The 25,314-nt window shown below is 72.2% G+C and carries 21 protein-coding genes; 10 read left to right on the top strand and 11 right to left on the bottom strand.

Translation table 11 applies throughout. From position 1 onward, the window contains the following. From AB0C62_RS11000 to AB0C62_RS10975, 6 genes are all read right to left on the bottom strand, one after another. Positions 1-1,599 (bottom strand): carboxyl transferase domain-containing protein, encoded by a 1,599-nt coding sequence (locus AB0C62_RS11000; protein ID WP_362971730.1) that lies wholly within the window; start codon positions 1,597-1,599, stop codon positions 1-3. Next, a complete protein-coding gene (locus tag AB0C62_RS10995; protein ID WP_362971728.1) occupies positions 1,596-3,320 on the bottom strand; it encodes an acyclic terpene utilization AtuA family protein in 1,725 nt (574 codons plus the stop codon). The genes AB0C62_RS11000 and AB0C62_RS10995 overlap by 4 nt, the downstream gene beginning before the upstream one ends. After that, positions 3,317-4,120, bottom strand: coding sequence for a TIGR03084 family metal-binding protein (locus AB0C62_RS10990; protein WP_362971726.1), 804 nt, complete (start codon positions 4,118-4,120; stop codon positions 3,317-3,319). The genes AB0C62_RS10995 and AB0C62_RS10990 overlap by 4 nt, the downstream gene beginning before the upstream one ends. A gap of 297 nt (positions 4,121-4,417) precedes the next feature. Next, positions 4,418-5,383, bottom strand: a complete 966-nt coding sequence (locus AB0C62_RS10985; protein WP_362971724.1) for an EamA family transporter — start codon at positions 5,381-5,383, stop codon at positions 4,418-4,420. A 196-nt stretch (positions 5,384-5,579) separates the two neighbouring features. Next, on the bottom strand, positions 5,580-6,704 hold the full coding sequence (locus tag AB0C62_RS10980) for a peptidoglycan bridge formation glycyltransferase FemA/FemB family protein (protein WP_362971722.1): 1,125 nt from the start codon (positions 6,702-6,704) through the stop codon (positions 5,580-5,582). A gap of 81 nt (positions 6,705-6,785) precedes the next feature. Further along, complete coding sequence (locus tag AB0C62_RS10975) at positions 6,786-9,881, bottom strand: FAD-binding and (Fe-S)-binding domain-containing protein (RefSeq protein WP_362971720.1); 3,096 nt, start codon at positions 9,879-9,881, stop codon at positions 6,786-6,788. Positions 9,882-10,110: 229 nt separating this feature from the next. Between AB0C62_RS10975 and AB0C62_RS10970 the strand changes: the two genes are divergently transcribed. From AB0C62_RS10970 to serC, 7 genes are all read left to right on the top strand, one after another. Continuing rightward, positions 10,111-12,063, top strand: a complete 1,953-nt coding sequence (locus AB0C62_RS10970) for an ATP-binding protein (RefSeq protein WP_362971718.1) — start codon at positions 10,111-10,113, stop codon at positions 12,061-12,063. Beyond that, positions 12,060-12,467 (top strand): roadblock/LC7 domain-containing protein, encoded by a 408-nt coding sequence (locus tag AB0C62_RS10965; RefSeq protein ID WP_081217889.1) that lies wholly within the window; start codon positions 12,060-12,062, stop codon positions 12,465-12,467. Before AB0C62_RS10970 ends, AB0C62_RS10965 begins: the two co-directional genes overlap by 4 nt. Then, entirely contained in the window at positions 12,464-12,820 is a 357-nt protein-coding gene (locus AB0C62_RS10960; RefSeq protein ID WP_362971716.1) for a DUF742 domain-containing protein, read from the top strand. The genes AB0C62_RS10965 and AB0C62_RS10960 overlap by 4 nt, the downstream gene beginning before the upstream one ends. Beyond that, a complete protein-coding gene (locus AB0C62_RS10955) occupies positions 12,801-13,439 on the top strand; it encodes an ATP/GTP-binding protein (RefSeq protein WP_239155265.1) in 639 nt (212 codons plus the stop codon). The genes AB0C62_RS10960 and AB0C62_RS10955 overlap by 20 nt, the downstream gene beginning before the upstream one ends. After that, positions 13,436-14,650 carry a cytochrome P450 gene (locus AB0C62_RS10950; protein WP_362971714.1) on the top strand — a complete coding sequence of 405 codons (1,215 nt, stop codon included), beginning with the start codon at positions 13,436-13,438 and terminating at the stop codon, positions 14,648-14,650. Before AB0C62_RS10955 ends, AB0C62_RS10950 begins: the two co-directional genes overlap by 4 nt. A gap of 100 nt (positions 14,651-14,750) precedes the next feature. Next, a complete protein-coding gene (locus AB0C62_RS10945; RefSeq protein ID WP_362971712.1) occupies positions 14,751-15,983 on the top strand; it encodes a cytochrome P450 in 1,233 nt (410 codons plus the stop codon). Positions 15,984-16,170: 187 nt separating this feature from the next. Next, positions 16,171-17,289 (top strand): phosphoserine transaminase, encoded by a 1,119-nt coding sequence (serC, locus tag AB0C62_RS10940; protein WP_362971710.1) that lies wholly within the window; start codon positions 16,171-16,173, stop codon positions 17,287-17,289. Positions 17,290-17,416: 127 nt separating this feature from the next. Here serC and AB0C62_RS10935 read toward each other — a convergent pair whose 3' ends face one another. Then, positions 17,417-18,427 carry a WD40 repeat domain-containing protein gene (locus AB0C62_RS10935; RefSeq protein ID WP_362971708.1) on the bottom strand — a complete coding sequence of 337 codons (1,011 nt, stop codon included), beginning with the start codon at positions 18,425-18,427 and terminating at the stop codon, positions 17,417-17,419. Positions 18,428-18,615: 188 nt separating this feature from the next. Here AB0C62_RS10935 and AB0C62_RS10930 point away from each other — a divergent pair, with 188 nt between their 5' ends. Both AB0C62_RS10930 and AB0C62_RS10925 read left to right on the top strand, forming a co-directional pair. Further along, positions 18,616-19,299: an SGNH/GDSL hydrolase family protein gene (locus AB0C62_RS10930; RefSeq protein ID WP_362971706.1), complete on the top strand. Its 684-nt coding sequence runs from the start codon at positions 18,616-18,618 to the stop codon at positions 19,297-19,299. Between the two features lie 225 nt (positions 19,300-19,524). Further along, positions 19,525-20,517 (top strand): aldo/keto reductase, encoded by a 993-nt coding sequence (locus tag AB0C62_RS10925; protein ID WP_362971704.1) that lies wholly within the window; start codon positions 19,525-19,527, stop codon positions 20,515-20,517. 136 nt (positions 20,518-20,653) lie between these two features. On the opposite strand, the gene thpR is transcribed toward AB0C62_RS10925, so the two are convergent. The 3 genes from thpR to AB0C62_RS10910 all read right to left on the bottom strand — a co-directional run bounded on the left by thpR (position 20,654) and on the right by AB0C62_RS10910 (position 23,449). Then, positions 20,654-21,244 carry an RNA 2',3'-cyclic phosphodiesterase gene (gene thpR / locus AB0C62_RS10920; protein ID WP_362971702.1) on the bottom strand — a complete coding sequence of 197 codons (591 nt, stop codon included), beginning with the start codon at positions 21,242-21,244 and terminating at the stop codon, positions 20,654-20,656. Positions 21,245-21,380: 136 nt separating this feature from the next. Beyond that, the gene (locus AB0C62_RS10915) at positions 21,381-22,904 is read right to left on the bottom strand and encodes an MFS transporter (protein WP_362971700.1); all 1,524 of its coding nucleotides are present in this window, start codon (positions 22,902-22,904) and stop codon (positions 21,381-21,383) included. 107 nt (positions 22,905-23,011) lie between these two features. Beyond that, positions 23,012-23,449 carry a MarR family transcriptional regulator gene (locus AB0C62_RS10910; protein WP_081217896.1) on the bottom strand — a complete coding sequence of 146 codons (438 nt, stop codon included), beginning with the start codon at positions 23,447-23,449 and terminating at the stop codon, positions 23,012-23,014. A gap of 145 nt (positions 23,450-23,594) precedes the next feature. On the opposite strand from AB0C62_RS10910, the gene AB0C62_RS10905 reads away from it, so the two are divergent. After that, the gene (locus AB0C62_RS10905; RefSeq protein WP_081217897.1) at positions 23,595-23,777 is read left to right on the top strand and encodes a ribbon-helix-helix protein, CopG family; all 183 of its coding nucleotides are present in this window, start codon (positions 23,595-23,597) and stop codon (positions 23,775-23,777) included. A 33-nt stretch (positions 23,778-23,810) separates the two neighbouring features. On the opposite strand, the gene AB0C62_RS10900 is transcribed toward AB0C62_RS10905, so the two are convergent. Further along, complete coding sequence (locus AB0C62_RS10900; protein ID WP_362971698.1) at positions 23,811-25,262, bottom strand: NCS2 family permease; 1,452 nt, start codon at positions 25,260-25,262, stop codon at positions 23,811-23,813. Positions 25,263-25,314 lie beyond the last annotated feature (52 nt).

Genomic DNA, 25,314 nt, shown 5'->3' with positions numbered 1-25,314 from the left:
TCACATCCGGAAGACGCCGAAACCACCCCGCGCACCCTCGAAAGGCGCCGAGTGGATCGCGGACAGACACAGACCCAGCACCGTGCGGGTGTCCCGCGGATCGATCACCCCGTCGTCGTACAACCGCCCCGACAAGAACATCGGCAACGACTCCGACTCGATCTGCTGCTCCACCATCGCCCGCAACGCGGCGTCCGCGTCGTCGTCGTACGGACGCCCCTTCGCCACCGCCGACTGCCGCGCCACGATCGACAGCACACCCGCCAACTGCTGCGGACCCATCACCGCCGACTTCGCACTCGGCCACGCGAACAGGAACCGCGGATCATAGGCACGCCCGCACATCCCGTAATGCCCCGCCCCGTACGACGCGCCCATCAGCACCGACAGATGCGGAACCCGCGAATTGCTCACCGCGTTGATCATCATCGCGCCGTGCTTGATGATCCCGCCCTGCTCGTACTCCCGGCCCACCATGTAGCCCGTCGTGTTGTGCAGGAACACCAGCGGAATGTCCCGCTGATTCGCCAACTGGATGAACTGCGCCGCCTTCTGCGACTCCGCGCTGAACAACACCCCCCGGGCGTTCGCCAGCACCCCCACCGGATAACCGTGCAACGACGCCCACCCGGTCACCAGACTCGTCCCGTACAGCGGCTTGAACTCGTCGAAGTCCGAACCGTCCACCACCCGCGCGATCACCTCCCGCGGATCGAACGGATGCCGAAGATCCCCCGGAACGATCCCCAGCAACTCCTCCACGTCGTACTTCGGAGGCTCCACCACACCCGGATCCGCGTACGCCTTCCGGTGGTTGAGCCGCGCCACCACCCGCCGCGCCTGCCGCAGCGCGTCCCGCTCGTCGACGGCGAAATAGTCCGCCAGACCCGACACCCGCGCGTGCATCTCGGCACCGCCCAGCGACTCGTCGTCGCTCTCCTCGCCCGTCGCCATCTTCACCAGCGGCGGCCCGCCCAGAAAGACCTTCGCCCGGTCCTTGACCATGATCACGTGATCCGACATCCCGGGAACGTACGCACCCCCGGCCGTCGAGTTCCCGAACACCACCGCCACCGTCGGAATCCCCGCCGCCGACAACCGCGTGATGTCACGGAAGATCGCACCCCCGGGAATGAAGATCTCCTTCTGCGACGGCAGATCCGCACCCCCCGACTCCACCAGACTGATACAGGGCAGCCGGTTCGCGAGCGCGATGTCGTTCGCCCGCAGCGCCTTCTTCAGACTCCACGGATTGCTCGCACCGCCCCGCACCGTCGGATCGTTCGCGGTGATCAGGCACTCGACGCCCTCCACCACCCCGATACCCGTGACGAGCGAAGCCCCCACCGCGTATTCGCTGCCCCATGCGGCAAGCGGCGACAATTCGAGGAAGGGGGTGTCATCATCGAGAAGGAGCTCGATCCGCTCACGGGCGGTCAGCTTCCCCCGCTTCCGATGCCGCTCCACATACTTCTCACCACCCCCCGCCAACGCCTTGCCATGCTCGGCGTCCAACTCCGCGAGCTTGCCGAGCATGCTCGCCCGGTACTCCGCGTACTCGGCACTCTTCGGATCGAGCACGGAGGAAAGCACGGTCACAGCAGGGCCTCCGGGATATCCATGTGACGGGAACGAAGCCATTCGCCGAGAGCCTTGGCCTGAGGATCGAAACGAGCCTGGGAGGCAACGCCCTCGCCGAGGATGCCCTCGACGACGAAGTTGAGGGCGCGGAGGTTGGGCAGCACATGTCTGACAACTGACAAATGACGGCTTTCAGATATCAGAGTCTGAAATCTGTCAGTTGTCAGTTCGTGGACCAGCCATCGCCAGGCGTCGTCCGTGCGGGCCCAGACGCCAACGTTCGCGTTCCCGCCCTTGTCCCCGCTGCGCGCTCCCGCGACCCGTCCCAACGGTGCCCGCCGGGTGGGCCCTTCGGGCAGCGGCAAGGGGAGGGACGGTTCTTCCGCTGGCTCCAGTACGCGCGTGTCGCCCGGCGGCGTCACCGGGATGCGGCGTCCGTCGTCGAGGACGGCGACGTGGTCGACCGCGTCCTGCGGGATGTACGTGTCCTCGAAAACACCGTACGGCGCCCCCGCCCCCGGAGGTGCCAGAACATGGAATCCCGGATAGCTGGCGAGCGCCAGTTCGATGGCGGCGCCGCTGAGGGTACGGCCGACGGCTGCCTGGTCCTGGTCGCGGACGACGAGGCGGAGCAGGGCGCTGGCGGTCTCCTCGGTGGGGGCGTCGGGGTGGTCGGTGCGGGCGAGGTCCCAGCGGATGTCGGCGGGGCGGGTCTTGGCGGCGTCGAGGGCGGTTTCCATCTGGGCGCGGACGAGGTCGGCCTTGCGTTCGATGTCGAGGCCGGTGAGGACGAAGGCGACCTCGTTGCGGAAGCCGCCGAGTTTGTTGAGGCCGACTTTGAGGGTGGGGGGTGGGGGCTCGCCGCGGGTGCCGGTGACGCGGACGCGGTCGGGGCCGTCCGGGGTGAGGGTGACGGTGTCGAGGCGGGCGGTGACGTCGGGTCCTGCGTAGCGGGCGCCCTGGGTCTCGTAGAGGAGTTGGGCGGTGACGGTGCCGAGGTCGATGATGCCGCCGGTGCCGTCGTGTTTGGTGATGACGCTGGTGCCGTCCTCGTGGAGTTCGGCGAGCGGGAAGCCGGGGCGGTGCAGGCGGGCGGGGTCGTGGTCGGTGAAGAAGGCGTAGTTGCCGCCGGTGGCCTGGGTGCCGCATTCGAGGATGTGTCCGGCGACGACGGCTCCGGCGAGGCGGTCGTGGTCGTGGTCGTGGGGTGTCCAGCCGAAGTGGGCGACGGCGGGTCCGGTGACGAGGGCGGCGTCGGTGACGCGTCCGGTGATGACGATGTGGGCGCCTTCGCGGAGGCAGGTGGCGATGCCGGCGCCGCCGAGGTAGGCGTGGGCGGCGAGGCTGCCGGGGTGGTGCGGGGTGCGGTCGTCGCCTTCGACGTGGGCGACGCGGGTGGGGATGCCGAGGCGGTCGGCGAGTTCGCGGACGGCGTCGGCGAGGGCTGCGGGGTTGATGCCGCCGGCGTTGGTGACGATGCGTACGCCGTGGTCGTGGGCGAGGCCGAGGCATTCCTCGAGTTGGCGCAGGAAGGTCTTGGCGTAGCCGCGGCGGGGGTCTTTGAGGCGGTCGCGGCCGAGGATGAGCATGGTGAGTTCGGCGAGGTAGTCGCCGGTGAGGATGTCGAGGGGGCCGCCGGTGAGCATGTCGCGCAGGGCGTCGAAGCGGTCGCCGTAGAAGCCGGAGGCGTTGCCGATGCGCAGGGGGCTTCGGGCTGCGGTCGGTGCGGCGGGGGTCACCGGTGGGTTTCCTCGGGTCGGCGACCGGGTCCGGGTGGGCCTGCGAAGGCTTGGGCGATGTCGAGCCAGTGGTCGGCGTCGGGGCCTTGGGCGTGGACGGCGAGGTCGGTGCGGTGGGCTCGTTGGGTGACGAGGAGGCAGAAGTCGAGGGCGGGTCCGGTGACGCGTTGGGGGGCGTCGGCGGGTCCGTGGGTCCAGAGGTCGCCGGTGGGGCTCTGGAGTTCGACGCGGAATTCTTCGGTGGGTGCGGGGAGGCCATGGACGGCGAAGGCGAAGTCGCGGGCGCGTACGCCGATGCGGGCGATGTGGCGGAGGCGGTCGGTGGGTTGCCGTCGTACGCCGAGGGTGTCGGCGATGTCCTGTCCGTGGGCCCAGGTTTCCATGAGGCGGGCGGTGGCCATGGAGGCGACGGACATGGGTGGTCCGTACCAGGGGAGGCGGGTGCCGGGCGGGGCTGCGCGGAGGGCGGTTTCGAGGGCGGTGCGTCCGGTGCGCCAGGTGGTGAGGAGCTGTGCGGGGGGTTGGGTGGCGCCTTCGTCGGCGCCTTGGTCGACGAAGGTGTCGGGGGCGGCGAGTGCTTTTTTGACTTCGTCGGCGAAGGCGTCGGTGTCGGTGAGGGCGAGGTGGGCGGCCCGGTCGGTCCAGGTGAGGTGGGCGATCTGGTGGGCGATCGTCCAGCGGGGTGCGGGGGTGTCGCGGGCCCAGTGGGTGTCGTCGAGTTCGGCGACGAGTCGGTCGAGTTCTTCGCTCTCGTGGTGCAGGTCGTCGATGACGGCGGCCACGGGCGTCGGGTCGGACACGGTGCGCTCCCCTCGGGACACGGCGGTGTGTGGCTGGGAGCATGGCAGCGTCCGAAGAAACAAGCAAGCATGCTTGCATTAATTGAGCCGTTGTCGCCGTTGCCGTGTTGCCGGTCCGTGGGCGGAGGGTGCGCGGGGTGGCGCGACGAGGAGCCGGGCCGCCGGGATGTGCGCGTCGGGATGTGCGCGTGGGGATGTGCTCGCCGGTCCGTGCCTACGTCGGGGCCGCGCCCTCGCCGGGTTCGTGCCGCGCGTCGGGGTCGCGGGTCGTCGGCCCGTGGTGGCGTCCGGAGGGGGTTACGCGTCCGGGGCCGGCTGGAGGGTCTTGGCTTTGCCTCGGCCGATCTGGGTGCGGACGGCGCCCATGCTCGCGGCGATGACGAGGGCGATGGCGAGGGATTCGGTGAGGGAGAGGGCCTGGTCGAGGACGAGGAAGCCGGCGGTGGCGGCGACGGCGGGTTCGAGGCTCATGAGGATGGCGAAGGTGGAGGCGGGGAGGCGGCGCAGGGCGAGGAGTTCGAGGGTGTAGGGGAGGACGGAGGAGAGGACGGCGACGGCGGCGCCGAGGGCGACGGTGGTGGGGACGAGGAGGCGGGTGCCGGATTCGGCGATGCCGAGGGGGAGGAAGGCGACGGCGGCGACGACCATGGCGAGGGCGAGGCCGTCGGCCTGGGGGAAGCGGCGGCCGGTGCGGGCGCTGAAGACGATGTAGGCGGCCCACATGGCTCCGGCGCCGAGGGCGAAGGCGATGCCCGCGGGGTCGAGGCTGGTGAAGCCTCCGCCGCCGAGGAGGAAGACGCCGCCGAGGGCGAGGCCGGCCCAGAGGAGGTTGACGGCGCGGCGGGAGGTGGCGACGGAGAGGGCGAGGGGGCCGAGGACTTCGAGGGTGACGGCGGGGCCGAGGGGGATGCGGGCGACGGCTTGGTAGAAGAGGCCGTTCATGGCGGCCATGGTGAGGCCGAAGACGATGACGGTGTTCCAGTCGGCGCGGGAGTGCCCGCGGACGGTGGGGCGGCAGATGGCGATCAGCACGATGGCGGCGACGAGCAGGCGCAGGGTGACGACGCCGAGGGCGCCGACGCGGGGCATGAGGCTGACGGCGAGGGCGCCGCCGAACTGGACGGAGATGCCGCCTGCGAGGACGAGGCCGACGGGTCCGAGGGCGCCGCGCCGGCCGGGTCCGGTGGTGGGTGCGCCGGCCGCGGGTGCGGTGGCCGGGGCGGCCGGGGCCGGGGTGGTGGGGGCGGCGCTGGGGGTGTTCACGGGGCCTTCCAGGGGTTCGACGCAGGTTCGTTCATCGTGCTGTACCTGTTGGTCCAGAGTAATGGACCGGGTCAGGCGTGTGAACCTGTTATGCAACTGTCGCAGAAGTGTCCGGGGAGTGCTTGCCGGGGGCGGTGTCGCGCGGTGGGGCCGGGGTACTGCCGCGCGGCACCGTTCGGGGCGGGCCGGCTCGGGGTCAGCGGCGGGTCATGTAGAGGTCGAGGGCCTTGTGGAGGAGGCGGTTGAGGGAGAAGTCCCATTCGCCGAGGTATTCGGCGGCCTCGCCGCCGGCGCCCGCCTTGAAGCGGAGGAGGCCGACGAGGTGGTCGGTCTCGTCGAGGGTGTCGGTGATGCCGCGGAAGTCGTAGACGGTGGCGCCGAGTTCGTGGGCGTCGGTCATCATGCGCCACTGGATGGCGTTGTTGGGCTGGACCTCGCGGCGGCGGCTGGTGGAGGCGCCGTAGGAGTACCAGACGTGGGTGCCGACGGTGAGCATGGTGGCGGCGGCGAGGATGTCGCCGTCGTGGTGGGCGAGGTAGAGGCGCATGCGGTCGGGGTCCTCGGTGGTGAGGGCGGTCCACATGCGCTGGAAGTAGGGCAGGGGGCGCGGGATGAAGCGGTCGCGTTCGGCGGTCTCCGCGTACAGCTCGTAGAAGGCGGGGAGGTCGTCGTAGCCGCCGCGGACGACTTTGACGCCGGCTTTGTCGGCCTTCTTGATGTTGCGCCGCCACTGCTGGTTGAGGCCCTTGTGGAGGTCGTCGAGGGTGCGGCCGGCGAAGGGGACCTGGAAGACGTAGCGGGGCTGGCCGGCGGCGAAGCCGTCCTCGCCGCCGGGTTCGGTCCGCTGCCAGCCCATGGCGCGCAGCCGGCCGGCGATGTCGGCGGCCGCGGGTTCCTCGGAGGTGGGGGGTACGTCGGCGAGGCGTCGTGCGGCGGGGTCGGCGATGGCGGTCTTGACGGTGTCGGCGCTCCAGCGGCGGGCGACGACGGGCGGTCCCATCTTGACGGTGAACGCGCCGCGTGACTTGAGGTGGGTGAGCAGGGGGCGGAGCCAGCGTTCGGCGAGGTCGGGGGCGTGCCAGTCGATGACGGGGCCCTCGGGAAGGTAGGCGAGGTAGCGCTTGATCCTGGGCAGGGGGCGCAGGAGGACGAGTCCGACGCCCTGGAGGTGTCCGTGTTCGTCGAACCAGCCGAGGCTCTCGGTCTGCCAGTCGGGTTTCACGTCGCCCCAGGACGGGACCTGCATGTGGCTGGCCGAGGGGCGGGAGCGGACGAAGGCGAGGTGTTCGTCGCGGGTGATCGTCTGGAGGCGGAGGGTCATGCGGGGTGCTCCTCGTGGTCCTCGGTCCGGCGGGGCCCGGTGGCGTGAGACGGCCGTGGTCGGCCGTGGTCAGCGTACTGATCAGGGGGTGCCGGAGCCGGTGTCCTGGGCGCGGGTCCGCAGGGCCTCGGCGAGGACCTCCGCCAGGTGGCGGCCGGTGCGGTCGCTGTGGTGGGCCAGTTGGGTGCGGCAGGAGTAGCCGTCGGTGAGGATCACGGCGTCGGGGGCCGCGGCGCGTACGGCGGGGAGGAGTTGTTCTTCGGCGCAGGCTGTCGAGACGTCTTCGTGGCCTTTTTCGAAGCCGAAGTTTCCGGCGAGGCCGCAGCAGCCGCCGGAGAGGGTGCCGGTGAGGCCGGCGGCGGCGCGCAGGCGTTGTTCGGCGTCGTCGCCGAGGACGGCGTGCTGGTGGCAGTGGGTCTGGCCGGCGACGGGGCGGTCGAGGCGGGGTGGTGTCCAGTGGGGGGCGTGGCGTTCGAGTGCCGCGGCGAAGGTGACGACGTTGGTGGCGAGTCGGTGGGCGCGGGGGTCGTCGGGGAGGAGTTCGGGGAGGTCGGTGCGCAGGGTGGCGGCGCAGCTGGGTTCGAGGACGACGACGGGGAGGCCGTCGATGGCGAGGTAGGGCTCGACGAGGTCGAGGGTGTGGCGCAGGACGGTGCGGGCGTGGTCGAGCTGGCCGGTGCTGATGTAGGTGAGTCCGCAGCAGGTGCGTCGGGTGGGGTGGGGCAGGAGGTGGCGGGGGTGGAGGGGGCCTCGGGTGGTGCCGTCGCCGACGGGTCCGTGGCGTTGGGGGGTGCGTGGGGGGAGGAGGACGGTGAGTCCGGCGGTTTCCAGGACGTGGACGGCGGCGCGTCCGACGGAGGGGGTGAGGTGTTCGGTGAAGGTGTCGGGCCAGAGGAGGACGGTGGGGCCGGCGGAGCCGGGGAAGAGGCCGTCGGAGCCGGGCCGGCCGGGCGGGGGTGTGGTGCGGCGGCGTTGTTCGTGGGCGCGGGCCCGGTCGCGGAAGCGTCGGGTCCACCACTGGGTGAAGGTCTGGGGTGCGAGGCGGGGGATGGTGCGGTCGGGGGCGATGCCGGCGAGGTGTTTGGCGAGGGCGGCGGCGGGGGGCAGGGCGGCGAGGGTGTTGATGATGCGGGTGGTGCGGGTGCGGGTGACGGCGGCGAGCCAGAGGGGGAGCCGTCCGAGGGTGTAGTGGGTGCGGGGGCGGGGGCGGCCCGCGTAGTGGTGGTGGAGGAATTCGGCTTTGTAGGTGGCCATGTCGACGCCGACGGGGCAGTCGGTGCGGCAGCCCTTGCAGGAGAGGCACAGGTCGAGTGCGTCGCGGACCTCGGTGGAGCGCCATCCGTCGGTGATGATCTCGCCGGCGAGCATTTCGTGGAGGAGGCGGGCGCGGCCTCGGGTGGAGTGGGTGTCGTCGCCGGTGGCGCGGTAGGAGGGGCACATGACGTCGTGGCCGGGTGGGGTGGTGGTGCGGCATTTGGCGACGCCGACGCAGCGGCGGACGGCGGCGGTGAAGTCTCCGGCGTCGGCGGGGTAGCCGAAGGTGACGTCGATGGGGCGGTGTGGGAGGGGGGCGAAGCGGAGGTTCTCGTCGAGGCGGTGGGGGCGGACGAGGATGCCGGGGTTGAGGAGGTTGTGGGGGTCCCAGAGGTCTTTGGCGCGTTCGAAGAGGTGGACGAGGTCGGGGCCGTACATGGCGGGGAGGAGTTCGGCGCGGGCCTGTCCGTCGCCGTGTTCGCCGGAGAGGGAGCCGCCGTGGGAGACGACGAGGTGGGCGACGTCCTGGGAGAAGCGGCGGAAGCGGGCGATGCCGGGGGTGGTGAGGAGGTCGAAGTCGATGCGGACGTGGATGCAGCCGTCGCCGAAGTGTCCGTAGGGGGTGCCGCGGAGGTGGTGGTCGGCGAGGAGGGCGCGGAAGTCGCGGAGGTAGGCGCCGAGGCGGGCGGCGGGTACGGCGCAGTCCTCCCAGCCGGGCCAGGCTTCGCCTGCGGGGCCGGTGGTGGCGGGGATGCGGGTGGCGGTGCCGGAGGCGTCCTCGCGCAGTCGCCACAGGGCGCGTTGGGCGGTGGGGTCGGTGACGACGAGGGCGTCGGTGACGTCGGCGGCGCGGATAACGGTGTCGGCGTGGGCGCGGGCTTCGGCGGGGGTGGTGCCGCCGGTCTCGACGAACAGCCAGGCTCCGCCGCGGGGCAGGGCGGTGTGGTCGGGGACGAGGTCGGCGGCCATGCCTTCGACGGTGAGGGGCCGGTGTGGGAGGAGGCCGGCGGCTGCGTCGGCGGCGGCGCTCTCGTCGGGGTAGCCGAGGACGGCGAGGGCGCGGGCGGGGGGTGTCTCGACGAGGCGGATCTCGGCTTCGGTGAGGATGCCCCAGGTGCCTTCGGTGCCGCAGTAGGCGCGGGCGACGTCGGTGCCGCGTTCGGGCAGGAGGGCGTCGAGGGCGTAGCCGGAGATGCGGCGGGGGAGGTCGGGGTATCCGGTGCGCAGCAGGGCGAGTTCGCCGGTGACGAGGTCGAGGAGGCCGTCGGGGGCGCCGGCTCCGTCGCGGCCGAGGTGGGCGGTGCGGCCGGTGGAGTCGATGACGGTGAGGGTGTCGACGTTGTCGGCGGTGGTGCCCCAGGCGACGGAGTGGGTGCCGCAGGAGTTGTTGCCGATCATGCCGCCGAGGGTGCAGCGGCTGTGGGTTGAGGGGTCGGGGCCGAAGCGCAGGCCGTGCGGGGCGGCGGCTTCCTGGAGGCGGTCGAGGACGGTGCCGGGCTGGACGCGGGCGGTGCGGGTGGCGGGGTCGAGGTCGAGGACGCGGTTCATGTGGCGGGTGAGGTCGAGGACGATGCCGGTGCCGGTGGCCTGTCCGGCGATGGAGGTGCCGCCGCCGCGGGGGACGACGGGGATGCGGTGTTCGCGGCAGACGGCGAGGGTGGCGGCGATGTCGTCGGCGTCGCGGGGGGAGACGACGCCGAGGGGGACGCGCCGGTAGTTGGAGGCGTCCATGGTGGTGAGGGCGCGGGCGGTGGTGTCGAAGGCGACGTCGCCGCGGACGGCACGGGTGAGGGCGGCCCGCAGGTCGGGGGTGGCTTCGTGCGCGTCCGGGGGTGTGCCGGGCGGTTGTGTGGGGTGTGGCCGGGGGTGTCGTTCCGGTCGTCGTTCGGGCTGTCCGTCGGGCCGTCCGCCGAGATCCGTCATGGGTCCAGGATGCCGCCGGGTGGCCGCGGGGGCTGCCCGGCGGGTATCCGAAAGGCCCCGTTTTGCCGGGCCGATCATGAGACCGCTTTCCGAACCTTCCCAATCCGATCACGAACTCTCATATAGTGACCGCCAGTTGAGCACCAGGTGTCGCTTCTCGCCCAGGACCCGACCGAGGACACGACCGAGGACACGTTCTTCCCCCAGGAACACGACCGAGGACCGATTGATGACCCCGCCCCTGCCCTCCGGCGAACGACCCGCCCTGCGCGCCGTCGCACCCCCCGTGCTGGCAGCCGCCGCACTGGCCGCGATCGCCGTGGTGGCCGCCGTCCTGCTCGCCCCCGCAGCCGCCCGCACCCCTCTCGCCTGGGGACTCGGCAGCGCCGCCGTGCTGCTGTGCGCGGCCGTCGCGGTGGCCGCCCGAGCCGTCCGGGCCGCGAGACTTCTGCGCGGCCGGCTCGACTCGGTGACCCAGGACGCCGGCCGGCTGCTGCACGAACGGGCCCGACAGGCCGAGGAGTTCGGCCAGGAACGGGCCCGGCTGGCCGACGAGGCCGCCCGCGACCGCGCGCACGCCGCCGAGACGGCCGGCCGGGAACGGACGCGGCTGACCGAGGACGCCGCGCGCGAACGCGACCGCCTCACCGGGGAGTTCACCGCCGAACGCGACCGCCTCGCCGCGGAGTCCGCCGCGGAGCGCGACCGGTTCGCCGCCGACCGCGCCCGCCTGACCGCCCGCAACACCGAACTCGACGCCCGCGCCCGGCAGGCCGTCGGTGAGCGTGCCGCCGCGATCTCCGCGACCGCCAACGCCGCCGGACGCATGCAGGCGCTGTCCACCGGCATGCTCGCCGACCTGCGGGCCATGGAGGAGAAGCACTCCGACGAGGACGTCCTCGCCGACCTCCTCCACCTCGACCACCGCACCGCGCAGGCCGGCCGACTCGCCGACTCCGTCGCCGTCCTGGCGGGCGCCCGCTCCGGACGCCGCTGGGCCCGCCCCATCGTCATGGAGTCGATCCTGCGCGGCGCCATGGGCCGCATCGGCGGCTACCAGCGGGTGCGCGTGCACTCCGCGAGCGAGGCCGCCGTCGCCGGACACGCCGCCGAGGGCGTCATGCACGCGCTCGCCGAACTCCTCGACAACGCCGCCACGTTCTCCCCGCCGACCGCCGAGGTCCACGTGTACGTGGAGGAGGTCCCCGCCGGCGTCATCGTCTCCGTCGAGGACAGCGGCCTGGTGATGGGCGACGTCCAGCTGCGCCGCGCGGAGCGCGCCGTCTCCGGCGAGGCCGCGGACACCGGCGGCCTCGGCGGCCTCACCGGCACCCGCCTCGGCCTCGCGGTGGTCGGCAGGCTCGCCCGCAAGCACGGCCTGAAGGTGTCGTTCCGGCCCTCCGCGCGCGGCGGCACCGGCGTCCTCGTCCTGATCCCGCAGGACCTCCTCACCCCGCCGAGCGCCGCGCCCGACGCCACACCCGGCACGGCCCCCGCGGCCACCGGAGCGGCCGCACCCGCGCCCGCCGCCGTCGACGGTCACAGCTCCGCGCCCGGCACCCGCGACCACCGGGAACCCGAGGCACGGCACAGCCCCGACGAGCAGCGGGAGACGGCCGGGCCGGCCGAGGGCCACGACGCCCACGCCTCCCGGCCCGCCCAGGACTCCGCCACCGCCCCCGTGTCGTACGCGGCGGGCCGCGCGGCCGGGGACCTCGACCCCGATCCCGTCCCGGCGCACGACTCGCCCCGGCACGAGCAGGGGCCCTCGGCCACCGGCGGCCTGCCCAAACGGCGCCGCGGCCGCACCCTCGCCCACGCCGAGCGCAGCCGATCCCACACGACACCGCAGCCCGCCCCCGAGGCCCGGGGCGGGGAGGACCCGAGGACCCGGTCCGCGGCCCGCTTCGGCAGCTTCCGGCAGGCGGTGCGCGGCACCGCGCCGGACGCCCCCGACGCCGTACGGGCCGAGGAGCCGCGGGGCGATGAGCCCGCGCGGGCCCGCGGCGAGGACCAGGTCCCCGGACAGCGGCCCGCACCCGGCGCGGACCGCGCCCGCGGCACGGACGGCACGAACGGCACCCGCGACGAGGCCGACGCACGGGCCGCCGCCCCCGCCGCTCCCCTCTTGACGAACACCCCCACCCAGCACGCGCTCCCGGAAGGCGACACCACCTCATGACCGGCACCATCACCGCCGACGAGAAGCTCTCCTGGCTCATCGAGGGCCTTCTTGAGCGCACTCCGGGCGCCCGGCACGCGCTCGTGCTCTCCCGCGACGGCCTGAAGCTGTGCCGCACCCCCGAACTGTCGGTCGACCAGGCCGACCAGCTCGCCGCGATCGCCGCCGGTATCCAGTCGCTCTCCCACGGAGCGTCCGTCGAGTTCGGCGACGGCTCCGGAGGCGTGCGCTCGGCGATGGCCGAGTTCTACGGCGGAGTGCTGTTCATCGTGGAGGCGGGCGACGGCGCGCACCTCGCCGTGGTCACCGCCGAGGACGCGGACGCCGGGCTCGTCGGGCACAACATGAGCGAACTCGTGGAACAGCTGGGCGAGTACCTGAGTGCGCCGCCGCGGACGTCATGAGCCGTCCCGGCAGGGACGACGCGCCCGACCGGCTGTACACGCTCACGGGCGGGCGCAGCCGGTCCGGGCCCGACACCCCCTTCGACCTGGTGACCCTGGTGGTCGCCGAGTGCGAGCCGGCGACGGGAATGCAGTCCGAGCACACCGCGATCCTGCGGATGTGCGAACGGCCCACCGCCGTCGTGGAGATCGCGGCGGAGCTCGGGCTGCCGGTGTCGATCACCCGCATCCTGCTGTCCGACCTGCTCGCCGCGGGCCGGGTCAGCGCCCGCCACCCGCACACCACCGTTCCCTCCGGTCTTCCCGATCCCGACATCCTGGAGCAGGTGCTCGTTGGACTCCGTAACCTCTGACGCTCGTGCGCCCCTGTCGGCGTCGGCCGACAACGGCCTGAAGATCGTGGTCGTGGGCGGCTTCGGCGTCGGCAAGACGACCCTGGTCCGCTCGGTCAGCGAGATACGTCCCCTCAACACCGAGGAGACGATGACGCAGGCCGGCGAGGCCGTCGACGACATCAGCGAGGTGCGCGGCAAGTCCGCGACCACCGTCGCCTTCGACTTCGGCCGCATCACCCTCGACGCCCGCAACGTGCTCTACCTGTTCGGGGCGCCCGGCCAGGAACGGTTCTGGTTCCTGTGGGACCGGCTGTTCTCCGGCACGCTCGGCGCCGTCGTCCTCGTCGACACCCGCCGCATCGACGACTCCTGGTACGCCATCGACCGCCTGGAGCACCACGGCACGCCGTTCATCGTGGCGTGCAACGACTTCGGCGGACCCACGCACACCCCGGCGCAGATCCGGGAGGCCCTCGACCTCGACCCGCACGTGCCGCTCCTCGACTGCGACGCCCGTTCCCGGGAGTCCAGCAAGCGCGTGCTGATCACGCTCGTGGAACACCTCCAGTCCCTGCACGCCCGCCACGGCGCCGCCACCGCGGAAGACGCCCTGACCGCACCGGAGCCCGCGCTGTGAGCCCCACCCCCGCCCCCGTCCCGCTCAGCGGCCCCCGGTTCCAGACCGAACCGGCCGAGCTGTACCGGGAGATGCGGCGCGACCACGGATCGGTCGTGCCCGTCGTCCTCGACGGCGACATCCCCGCCTTCCTCGTCGTCGGCTACCGCGAACTCCACCAGGTGACCGGCGACCCGCAGCTGTTCAGCCGCGACTCGGACCTGTGGAACCAGTGGGACCGCATCCCCGACGACTGGCCGCTGCTGCCGATGATCGGCCGCAAGCAGCCCTCCATCCTGTACACGGTCGGTGAACGGCACCGCGAACGCGCCGCGATGATCAGCGACGCCCTCGAAGCCGTCGACCCCTTCGAACTGCGCTCCCACGCCGAGAAGTTCGCCGACGAACTCATCGACGCGGTCTGTGCCAAGGGCGAGACGGACATCGTCGCCGACTACGCGGCCCTGCTCCCGGTCCGGGTCCTCGCCACGCTCTACGGCTTCTCCGACGAGCAGGGCCCCGGCCTGGTCACCGCGCTCAACGACATGATCAACGGGCGGGAGGGGGCACTCGACGGGCAGCGTCATCTCGCCTCCTCCATGGCGCAGTTGCTCGCCGACCGCAAGGAGACCCCGGCGAACGACGTCGTGTCCCGGATGCTCGCCGACCCCTCCGGTTTCACCGACGAGGAGATCGCCCAGGACCTGATGGTCATGATGGCCGCCGGGCACCAGCCCACCGCCGACTGGATCGGCAACTCGCTGCGCCTGATGCTCACCGACGACCGCTTCGCCGCCTCCCTGTTCGGTGGCCGGCACAGCGTCGCCGAGGCCATGAACGAGGTCCTGTGGGAGGACACCCCCACGCAGAACGTCGCCGGACGGTGGGCGTCGCGCGACACCCAGCTCGGCGGGCGCCGCATCCGCACCGGCGACCTCGTGCTCCTCGGCCTGCAGGGCGCCAACTCCGACCCCCAGGTCCGCACCGACAGCTCCGCGCTCACCGGCGGGAACAACGCCCACTTCTCGTTCGGGCACGGCGAGCACCGCTGCCCGTTCCCCGCGCAGGAGGTCGCCGAGGTCATCGCGCGGACCGGCATCGAGGTCGTCCTGGACCGGCTGCCCGACATCGACCTGGCCGTGCCCGCCGAGTCCCTGAGCCGGCGCCCCTCCCCGTGGCTGCGGGGCCTGGACGAACTGCCCGTCACGTTCACGCCCGTGCCCGTCCTCTGAGACCCCGACGCACCCGGCCGGCCCATCCGCCGGCCGGGCACCGGGGGCTGCCCCCGGGAAGACGCCGTACTCCTACCCCGCCCCCTGGAGGGACCCCCGCATGAGCACCGGTACCGAAGAGACCCGCATCGTCCTGGACCCCTTCGTCACCGACCTGGACGGCGAGAGCGAGGCGCTGCGCGCCGCGGGTCCCCTCGCCGCCGTCGAACTGCCCGGCGGCGTCCCCGTGTGGGCGGTCACGCATCACGCCGAGGCGCGCGCCCTGCTCACCGACCCCCGCCTGGTCAAGGACATCAACGTGTGGGGTGCCTGGCAGCGCGGAGAGATCGCCCCCGACTGGCCGCTGATCGGTCTCGCCAACCCGGGCCGCTCCATGCTGACTGTGGACGGCGCCGACCACCGCAGGATGCGCACCCTGGTCGCGCAGGCGCTCACCCCGCGGCGGGTGGAGCAGATGCGGGAGCGGATAGCGAAACTGACGGAGGGTCTGCTCGACGACCTCGACGGCCTCGGCGGTGACGTCGTCGACCTGAAGGCCGACTTCGCGTACCCGCTGCCCATGTACGTCGTCGCCGACCTCATGGGGATCGAGGAGGCGCGGCTGCCGCGGCTCAAGGAGCTGTTCGAGAAGTTCTTCTCCACGCAGACGCCGCCCGCCGAGGTCATCGCGACGCTGACCGAGCTGGCCGGGATCATGGCGGACACGGTCGCGGCGAAGCGGGCGGCACCGGGTGACGACCTGACCAGTGCGCTGATCCTGGCCTCCGAGGACGGGGACCACCTCACCGACGAGGAGATCGTCTCCACCCTGCAGCTGATGGTCGCCGCCGGCCACGAGACGACGATCTCCCTGATCGTCAACGCGGTCGTCAACCTGTCCGCCCACCCCGAGCAGCGCGCCCGCGTCCTGGCCGGCGAGGCCGACTGGTCCGCGGTCGTCGAGGAGACGCTGCGCCACTCCACGCCGACGTCGCACGTCCTGATCCGCTTCGCGACCGAGGACGTGCCGGTCGGCGACAAGGTGATCCCGGCGGGCGACGCGCTGATCGTGTCGTACGGGGCGATCGGCCGGGACGAGAACGCGCACGGCCCGACGGCGGGCGACTTCGACATCAGCCGCTCGGAGGGTCCCCGGCACATCTCCTTCGGGCACGGCCCGCACGTCTGCCCCGGTGCCGCCCTGTCCCGCCTGGAGGCGGGCGTCGCGCTGCCCGCCCTGTACGCGCGTTTCCCCGGCCTGGACCTCGCGGTCCCGGCGTCGGAGCTGCGGAACAAGCCGGTGGTGACGCAGAACGACCTGTTCGAACTGCCGGTGCGACTGATCGCCGGATGAGGTGAGGGGGCGCCCTCCCCGGAAGGCGCCCCCCCCCGAAGGGCCCGCCGGCCGAGGCCGGCGGGCCGCCCTCCCCTCCCTCGCTCCCCTCCCCCGCCGCTGTCCGCTCTCTCCGTCCGGTCTTCCTGCCGTCTCAGCCGCCGGACGACGTTTCGACCAGGTTTCCCCGACCGGCTAGGCTCCCCGCGTGGCTGATATCCAGATCCCCGCTGACATCAAGCCCGCCGACGGACGATTCGGCGCTGGCCCCTCCAAGGTGCGGACGGAGGCGCTCGACGCGCTGGCCGCGACCGGCAGTTCCCTGCTCGGCACCTCCCACCGCCAGGCCCCGGTCAAGAACCTGGTCGGCACGGTCCGCGAGGGCGTGCGCCAACTGTTCTCGCTGCCCGACGGCTACGAGGTCGTCCTCGGCAACGGCGGCTCCACCGCGTTCTGGGACGTCGCGACGCACGGACTGATCGACAACAAGTCGCAGCACCTCACGTTCGGCGAGTTCTCCTCGAAGTTCGCGAAGGCCGCCAAGCTCGCGCCGTGGCTCGCCGACCCGACCGTCGTCTCCTCCGACCCGGGCACCCACCCCGAGCCGGCCGCCGAGGCGGGCGTCGACGTGTACGCCTTCACCCACAACGAGACCTCCACCGGTGTCGCCGCCCCGATCAAGCGGGTCGCGGGCGCCGACGAGGGCTCCCTCGTCCTGGTGGACGCCACCTCCGGCGCCGGCGGCCTGCCCGTCGACATCGCCGAGACCGACGTCTACTACTTCGCCCCGCAGAAGTCCTTCGCCTCCGACGGCGGCCTGTGGATCGGCGTGTTCTCCCCGGCCGCCATCGAGCGCGCCGAGCGGATCCACGCCTCGGGGCGGCACGTCCCGGAGTTCTTCTCGCTGCCCACCGCGATCGACAACTCCCGCAAGAACCAGACGTACAACACCCCGGCCCTCGCGACCCTCTTCCTGCTCAACGAGCAGCTGGAGTGGATCAACGGCCAGGGTGGCCTCGCCTGGTCGACGGCCCGTACGAAGGACTCCTCCTCGCGCCTGTACCGCTGGGCCGAGGACAGCAAGTACGCGACCCCGTTCGTCACCGACGCCGCGAAGCGCTCGCAGGTCATCGGCACGATCGACTTCGCCGACGAGATCGACGCCACCGCCGTCGCCAAGGCCCTGCGCGCCAACGGCATCGTCGACACGGAGCCCTACCGCAAGCTCGGCCGCAACCAGCTGCGCGTGGCGATGTTCCCGGCGATCGACCCGGCGGACGTCGAGGCGCTCACCCAGTGCGTCGACTACGTGATCGAGAAGCTGTAACCACCGCTCCCCCACGGGGACTTCGGGCGGTACGGGCGAGGGGCGCCCGGCACGGGAACGTGCCGGGCGCCCCTCGCGCCGTCGTGTGCCGTAGCGCCTACACGCCTCAAGAGCCGCTCGGCGCGGGTCAGTTGCGGCGCAGCAGACGCCGCAGGCCGAAGACCACGGCGAGCAGCGCGGCGACCGCGACGGCGCCGACCTTGAGGCTGCCGCTCATCGGGCCGCCGTCGTCGCCGGAGGCGGAACCGCCGCCCCGCGAGGGGGACTTGCCGTCGGAACCGGACGCGCCGGGCGCGTCCTCGGGCTGCACGGAGCTGTTCGCGCCCTCGCTGCCGTACATGAGCTTGGTTCCGTCGGTGCTGTAGGTGACGGACTCGCCCTGCCCCTGGAGGGGCACGTTCAGGCGGCTGTCGCGTTTGATGCGGCCGCCGTTCCAGTCGTAGAGGATGCCGCCGAAGTAGCCGCGTACGGCGAGGTGCCGGCCGTCGGGGGAGAACGCGCCGTCGGTGACCCACAGGTCGACGGTGGCGACGGGCTTGAAGACGTTCGTGCCGGTCGCGGAGAGCTGGGCGGGGCCTTCGTAGAGGTGGCCGCCGTCCTCGTCCTTGTCGGCGATGTACACGCGGCCCGTCTTGGGGTGGACCATGAGCGCCTCGGCGTTGCGGGCGCCGTCGGAGTACTTCACGACGTACTGGGTGGCGCGGATCGTCTGGTCCTTCAGGACCTTCGGCTCGGGCAGCTTGTAGATCCACACGTGGTCCCACTTGCCGCCGAGGTTGTCGCCGATGTCACCGACGTACAGGTCGCCGTCGGGACCCAGGGAGATCGCCTCGACGTCCCGGGGCGCGCCGACGCCGCTCAGGGTGACCGTCGCGACGGTGCGGCCCGTCCGGCTGTCGACGGCGTACAGGTAGGCGCCGTCGTCGCTGTCGTTGTGGGTCCAGTACACGCCCGGGTGGATGCGGGAGGCGGCGAGGCCGCTGGACTCGGTGATGCGGGGGTCCTTGATGGTGAATCCGTCGTCGCCCGCGTCGGCGAGGGCCGGCGCCGCGAAGGCGACCGAGGCGACGGCTACGACAACGGCTCCGGCAAGGGCTCCGGCAGGGGTCCCGGTACGGAACGAGGGCGATCGGCGCATGGCCCAAGCCTGCCACCCCGCCCGAGCGTTCGCGTCGGCGGCGCCCGCCGAACGGCCCCGCACCGGCAACGGACCGACAGCGCACCGACGGTGGACCGGCAACGGACCCACGGTGGACCGGGCGCACAGTGGCAGGCCTCACATCGGGACGGCTCATCGCGCTCCCGTCGATCGTCCATGATGAGCGGATGCTCAGGTTCATGCCCGTCGGGGACTCCATGACGATCGGTAGCGCGGGCGAACACACATGGCGCTACCGGATGTGGCAGCACCTGCGGACGACGTACGGGGGCCCGTTCAGGATCGTCGGTCCGCGCGAGACGCTCTACGACATGGCGACGGGCGCCCCGGACTCCTACGAGTACGCCGACCCCGACTTCCCGCGCGGTCATCTGGCGGGCTGGGGCGAGGGCTGGCAGCACATGGCGCCGGTCATCGGCGAGACGGTCCGCGCGCAGCGCGCCGACGTCCTGCTGGTCTCCCTCGGCCTGATCGACCTGGGTTTCTACACCAACGCGGTGCAGACGGCCGACAACGTCCGCCTGTTCGTGGCGGGGGCCCGGGCCGCGAACCCGCGGGTGCGGATGGTGCTGCTCCCGGTGATACCGAACGTGCGCGCCACGTCGGACGCCCCCTTCGCCGCCGAGGTCGCCGCGTTCAACGAGCTGCTCGCCAAGACGGTCGCCGACCTCGACGAGCCGCGCTCCCCGCTGCTCCTGGCGTCCCCGCCCCCGTCGTACGACATCACCGTCGACACCTACGACGGCACCCATCCGAACGCGGGCGGCGAGCACAAGATCGCGGAGGGGTTCGCCGAGGCGATGCACCAGGCGTGGAGCCTGGGCGCGCCGTACGTCGCCGCGACGGTCTGAGCGGCCCGACGGCCCGGATGCCCGCATGAGGGCCCCTCCCGGGTGAACAGGGACCCCTGCCGCCCGTCGAAGCCGTGACGGGCCCAACCGGAGCCTTCTGAAGGGGTGTTGAGCCGGACGGTCCGCCGCCGGACGGCGCCTGCGCCGCCGGGGACGGGGACGGTGCCCTCCGGGCCGAGTGGCACCCTTGCTTCGAGCGGACTCCAGGGCGTTGGCTGGTGCGTCATGAAGTACACACAGCTCGGACGCACAGGGCTCAAGGTCAGCCGGATCGTCCTCGGCACCATGAATTTCGGACCGCAGACCGACGAAGGCGACAGCCACGCCATCATGGACGCGGCGCTGGACGCGGGTATCAACTATTTCGACACGGCGAACGTGTACGGCTGGGGCGAGAACAAGGGCCGTACCGAATCGATCATCGGGAACTGGTTCGCCAAGGGCGGCGACCGGCGGGAGCGGACGGTTCTCGCGACCAAGGTGTACGGGAACATGGGCGCCGAGGGCGAGCCGTGGCCCAACCAGGACAAGCTGTCCGCCCTGAACATCCGGCGGGCGGTCGACGCGAGCCTGAAGCGGCTGCGGACCGACCACATCGACATCTACCAGTTCCACCACGTCGACCGGTCGACGCCGTTCGAGGAGATCTGGCAGGCGATCGACGTCCTGGTGCGGCAGGGCAAGATCCTCTACGTGGGATCCAGCAACTTCCCCGGCTACAAGATCGCGCAGGCCAACGAGATCGCCGCGCGCCGCGGCGGCACCATCGGCCTGGTCAGTGAGCAGTGCCTGTACAACCTCGCCGAGCGGCGCGCCGAGATGGAGGTCATCCCGGCGGCGCAGGAGTACGGGCTCGGGGTCATCCCGTGGTCGCCGCTGAACGGCGGGCTGCTGGGCGGGGTCATCAGGAAGCAGGTGGAGGGCGGACGACGGGCGAGCGGCCGGTCCGCCGACGCCCTCGCCGACCCGGCCGTGCGCGACCGGATCCAGGCGTACGAGGACCTGCTCGACAAGCACGGTCTGGAGCCCGGGGAGGCGGCCCTGGCGTGGCTGCTGACCCGTCCCGGGGTGACAGGACCGATCGTCGGCCCGCGTACCGCGGAGCAGTTGGAGTCGGCGCTGCGCGCCGTGGAGCTGGAGCTGTCGCAGGAGGTCCTGGACGGTCTCGACGAGATCTTCCCGGGTCCGGGTCCCTCTCCGGAGGCGTTCGCCTGGTAGGACGGGCCGCGGGGCGCGTCCGGGGGCCGGCGGTGGCGGTCGCTACCTGACCGCCGCCAGTGCCACGACGACGAACATCAGCACGAGCACACCGGCCATGATCCGGTTTCGGGTCTTCGGGTTCACGCCATCGAGGTTAACGGGCCCGCTGCCCGGTCCTGTCGCCCGCCCCCAGCGGCCGGGCGGCGAGCGTCTCGTAGCGGGGCCGCTCACCGGGGATCCCGGAGGCCGGCAAGTTGCTGCGGACGAGACACAGCTCGCCCACCGTCCAGGTGCGTCCGGCGAAGCCGTCCAGGGCGGTGACGTACGGGGTGAAGTCGGCGGAGTCGCGGCTGCGGGCCAGGGTGAGGTGGGGCCGGTAGTGGCGGTGTTCCTCCATGGTGACGCCCGCCTTGCGGCCGGCGGCCTCCGCGCGGGCGGCCAGCAGCCGCAGGCTGTCGATGTCCCCGGTGGCGCCCGCCCACAGGGCGCGGCCGCCGAAGTGGCCGCCGCCGCGCAGGGCCAGCGGGAAGGGTGCGGTGCGGTGGGCGGCCCGGGTCAGCCGCTCGGTGAGGTCCGGCACGATGGCGTCGGCGACCTCGCCGTAGAAGGCGAGGGTGAAGTGCCAGCCGGGGCGGCCCGTCCAGCGCAGCGCGTCGGCGCCCGGTCTCCGCCGCAACAGGTCGGCCTCCGTGGCGAGTTCACGCACCGCGTCGGCGGGCGGCAGCACGGCCGCGAAGAGTCTCATGCGGCCACTTTCCCAGGCGGCGGCGCCCGCGTGGAGGGAATCCCCCGGTGGCCCGTTCTCCCCGTACGGGACGGCCGGCCCCCTCGCGGTGCGGGGGCCGGCCGTCACGTCGGGCCGGCGGATCGCCGGCGGGGTCTCACACCGTGGCCAGTTGCTCCTCGGTGCGGGTGCGCGGCACGAAGCGGACGCGGGGTGCGCCGCGGTGCCAGCCGAGGGAGACGCGCAGGCCGCCGAGACGCGCCAGGACGAGACCGATCGTGGTCGCCGCGGCCATCGAGACGAGGCCGCCGAGCGCGAAGCCGATCCGGGGACCGTAGGCGTCGGTGACCCAGCCGACCAGTGGGGCGCCCAGCGGGGAGCCGCCCATGAAGACCATCATGAACAGCGCCATGACCCGGCCGCGCATGGCGGGGTCGGTGGCCATCTGGACCGAGGTGTTGGCGGTGACGTTCACGGTCAGGCCGGCGATGCCGATCGGGACCATCAGCAGGGCGAACAGCCACAGCGAGGGTGCCGTCGCGGCGACCACTTCGAGCGCGCCGAAGGCGACGGCCGCCGCGATCAGCACGCGCAGCCGTGCCGTGCCGCGCCGGGCGGCGAGCAGCGCGCCGGCCAGTGAGCCGAGCGCCATCAGCGTGTTGAAGAGGCTGTAGGCGCCGGCGCCGGCGTGGAAGGTGTCGTCCGCGTACGCCGACAGCCAGACGGGGAAGTTGAACCCGAAGGTGCCGATGAAGCCGACGAGGACGATCGGCCAGATCAGGTCGGGGCGGCCGGCGACGTAGCGCAGGCCTTCGCGGAGCTGGCCCTTGCCGCGCGGGGTCCGCTGGACGACGTGGAGTTCGCGGGCGCGCATCAGGAGCAGGCCCACGATGGGTGCCACGAACGACAGGCCGTTGAGGAGGAAGGCCCATCCGGTGCCGACGCCGGTGATCAGGAGTCCGGCGACGGCGGGGCCGACCAGGCGTGCGGACTGGAAGTTGGCCGAGTTCAGGCTGACGGCGTTCTGCAGCTGGCCCGGTCCGACCATCTCGGAGACGAAGGACTGGCGGGCCGGGTTGTCGACGACGGTGGCGAGACCGACGGCGAACGCGGCGAGGTAGACGTGCCAGACCTGGACGTGTCCGGAGAGGGTGAGGAAGGCGAGCGCCAGGCCGGTGAGGGCCATCGCCGTCTGGGTGACGAGCAGCGTGGGGCGCTTGGGGAGCCGGTCGACGAGGACGCCGCCGTACAGGCCGAAGAGCAGCATCGGCAGGAACTGCAGGGCGGTGGTGATGCCGACGGCGGCGGAGGAGCCGGTCAGGCTCAGCACCAGCCAGTCCTGGGCGATGCGCTGCATCCAGGTGCCGGTGTTGGAGACGACCTGGCCCATGAAGAACAGCCGGTAGTTGCGGACCTTCAGCGAGCTGAACATCGAGGATGAGCGCGGGGTGCGGGGGGAGGGGCCGGCGGTGGCCGGCGAGGTGCCCGGGGTCTCCGGGCCGGCCGCGGGGGTCCCGGCGGTCGCCGAGGGGGTCGCGGGCGTGGTCTGTGCGGGGTCCTCGGCCTGTGCGGGGTTCGCGGTGGCCGGGGAGGTTCCGGCGGTGGCCGGGGAGTCGTGGGCGGCTGAGGAGTCGTGGGTGGCTGGTGCGGGGGCGGAGTGTGCTCCGGGTCCCGTACTCAAAAGGGCTCGCCTCCGGGGAGTCGTGGACGTCGGCGTCATGGGGGGCGTCGGCGCTTGCTGGGAGCGGCCCCCGCCGATCCGGGATCGGTGGGGGCCGGTGGTGCGGGTCAGATGTGGGCGAGCTTCTCCAGGACGGGGGCGGCCTCGCGGAGCTTGGCCCACTCGTCCTCGTCGAGGGCCTCGACCAGCCCGGCCAGGAACGCGTTCCGCTTGCGGCGGCTCTCTTCGAGCATGGCCTCCGCCTTGTCGGTCTGCGTGACGACCTTCTGGCGCCGGTCCTCGGGGTGCGGCTCCAGCCTGACGAGACCCTTGGCCTCCAGGAGGGCGACGATGCGCGTCATGGACGGCGGCTGTACGTGCTCCTTGCGGGCCAGTTCGCCGGGCGTGGCGGTGCCGCAGCGGGCGAGGGTGCCGAGCACCGACATCTCGGTCGGGCTCAGCGACTCGTCGACCCGCTGGTGCTTGAGTCGACGCGACAACCGCATCACTGCGGATCGCAAGGCGTTCACGGCGGCCTCGTCGTCGCCCTGGGTGAGGTCAGGCATGTTCTTTAGCGTAACTCATTACTCTCGCTAAAGACCAACGGGGGTGCCCGTGAACCGCGCCACCGAACCCCGAGGTCACTCATATGAGTGAGCCGGATCCGGAAAGCGACCCGGCGCCGCCCGGCATGCGGCGACCCTCGACTCCATGGGGACCAGCGTGCTCAGCCTGCGTATAGACGGGGAGCTGCTCGACCGGCTCCGCCACCATGCCGCCAAACGCGGAATGAGCGTCCAGGACTATGTGGTCCGGACGCTCATTCGCGACGACTTCGACGAGCGGTTCCAGACCGCGGTCGACGAGACGGAGAAGTTCTACGGGGTCACGTGAGGCCTCGTGCCCGTGTCACCGTCCCCGGCCGGCTCAGGTCAGGCCGAGGGCCGGCATCAGGTAGTAGAAGGTGAACACCGCCGAGACCACGTACATCGCGACCGGGACGTCCCGCCCGCGGCCCGCCGCCAGGCGCAGCACCACGAAGGTGATGAAGCCCATGCCGATGCCGTTCGTGATCGAGTAGGTGAACGGCATCAGCATCATCGTCACGAAGGCCGGGATGGCGATCGTGTAGTCCGCCCAGTCGATCTCCTTGATCGAGTGGGACAGGATCAGGAAGCCGACCGCGATGAGCGCGGGGGTGGCGGCCTGGGACGGGACCATCGTGGCGACGGGGGTCAGGAAGAGGGCGACGGCGAAGAGCGCGCCGGTGACCACGTTCGCGAAGCCCGTGCGCGCGCCCTCGCCGACACCGGCCGTGGACTCCACGAAGCAGGTGGTGGCCGAGGAGGAGGAGGCGCCGCCCGCGGCGACGGCGATGCCGTCGACGAAGAGGACCTTGTTGATGCCGGGCATGTTGCCCTGGGCGTCGGTCAGCTTGGCCTCGTCGCCGATGCCCATGATCGTGCCCATCGCGTCGAAGAAGCACGACAGCAGCACGGTGAAGACGAAGAGGACGCCGGTCAGCACGCCGACCTTGTCGAAGCCGCCGAAGAGGCTGACCTTGCCGACGAGACCGAAGTCCGGGGAGGCGACCGGGTTGCCGGGCCACTTCGGGGTGGTCAGGCCCCAGGACGGGACCGTGGCGACGGCGTTGATGATCAGCGCGACGACGGTCATGGTGACGATCGAGATGAGGATCGCGCCCGGCACCTTGCGGACCATCAGGGCGAGCGTGAAGAGCGTGCCGAGGATGAAGACCAGGACCGGCCAGCCGGTGAGGTGTCCGTCGCCGCCGAGCTGGAGCGGGACGGTGGTCTGGGCGACGTCGGGGATGCGGGAGACGAAGCCGGAGTCGACCAGGCCGATCAGCATGATGAACAGGCCGATGCCGATGGCGATGCCCTTGCGCAGGCCGAGCGGCACGGCGTTCATCACGCGCTCGCGCAGACCGGTGGCGACCAGCAGCATCACGACGAAGCCGGCGAGGACCACCATGCCCATGGCGTCCGGCCAGGACATCCGGGGGGCGAGCTGCAGGGCGACGACCGTGTTCACCCCGAGGCCCGCCGCGAGCGCGATCGGCACGTTGCCGATGACGCCCATGAGGAGCGTGGTGAACGCGGCGGTCAGCACGGTGGCGGTGACGAGCTGCCCGCCGTCGAGGTGGTGCCCGTACATGTCCTTCGCGCTGCCCAGGATGATCGGGTTCAGCACGATGATGTACGCCATCGCGAAGAAGGTGGCGAAACCGCCGCGGATCTCGCGCGGGATGCTGGAGCCCCGCTCGGAGATCTTGAAGTAGCGGTCGAGGGCGCTCTGCGCGGGCCGGGACTCCGGCTCCTGCGGGGCGGGGGCCTGGGTGGCGGCCGAGGTGGACATGCGGGTCCTCAAACGAGCAGGGGAATGGGGAACATGATCAGGTCTGGCCAGT

Source organism: Streptomyces sp. NPDC048643 (genome assembly GCF_040650615.1).
Classification (GTDB): Bacteria; Actinomycetota; Actinomycetes; order Streptomycetales; family Streptomycetaceae; genus Streptomyces.
This window is presented reverse-complemented; position numbering and strand designations above follow the sequence as displayed.

What these genes read in the sequence shown, in the direction of transcription:
- AB0C62_RS10980 (WP_362971722.1), bottom strand. Translation starts at nt 6,704, where the DNA reads ATGACCCTCCGCCTCCAGACGATCACCCGCGACGAACACCTCGCCTTC.
- AB0C62_RS10975 (WP_362971720.1), bottom strand. Translation starts at nt 9,881, where the DNA reads ATGACGGATCTCGGCGGACGGCCCGACGGACAGCCCGAACGACGACCG.
- AB0C62_RS10970 (WP_362971718.1), top strand. Translation starts at nt 10,111, where the DNA reads ATGACCCCGCCCCTGCCCTCCGGCGAACGACCCGCCCTGCGCGCCGTC.
- AB0C62_RS10965 (WP_081217889.1), top strand. Translation starts at nt 12,060, where the DNA reads ATGACCGGCACCATCACCGCCGACGAGAAGCTCTCCTGGCTCATCGAG.
- AB0C62_RS10960 (WP_362971716.1), top strand. Translation starts at nt 12,464, where the DNA reads ATGAGCCGTCCCGGCAGGGACGACGCGCCCGACCGGCTGTACACGCTC.
- AB0C62_RS10945 (WP_362971712.1), top strand. Translation starts at nt 14,751, where the DNA reads ATGAGCACCGGTACCGAAGAGACCCGCATCGTCCTGGACCCCTTCGTC.
- AB0C62_RS10935 (WP_362971708.1), bottom strand. Translation starts at nt 18,427, where the DNA reads ATGCGCCGATCGCCCTCGTTCCGTACCGGGACCCCTGCCGGAGCCCTT.
- AB0C62_RS10930 (WP_362971706.1), top strand. Translation starts at nt 18,616, where the DNA reads ATGCTCAGGTTCATGCCCGTCGGGGACTCCATGACGATCGGTAGCGCG.
- AB0C62_RS10925 (WP_362971704.1), top strand. Translation starts at nt 19,525, where the DNA reads ATGAAGTACACACAGCTCGGACGCACAGGGCTCAAGGTCAGCCGGATC.
- thpR (WP_362971702.1), bottom strand. Translation starts at nt 21,244, where the DNA reads ATGAGACTCTTCGCGGCCGTGCTGCCGCCCGCCGACGCGGTGCGTGAA.
- AB0C62_RS10910 (WP_081217896.1), bottom strand. Translation starts at nt 23,449, where the DNA reads ATGCCTGACCTCACCCAGGGCGACGACGAGGCCGCCGTGAACGCCTTG.
- AB0C62_RS10905 (WP_081217897.1), top strand. Translation starts at nt 23,595, where the DNA reads ATGGGGACCAGCGTGCTCAGCCTGCGTATAGACGGGGAGCTGCTCGAC.
- AB0C62_RS10900 (WP_362971698.1), bottom strand. Translation starts at nt 25,262, where the DNA reads ATGTCCACCTCGGCCGCCACCCAGGCCCCCGCCCCGCAGGAGCCGGAG.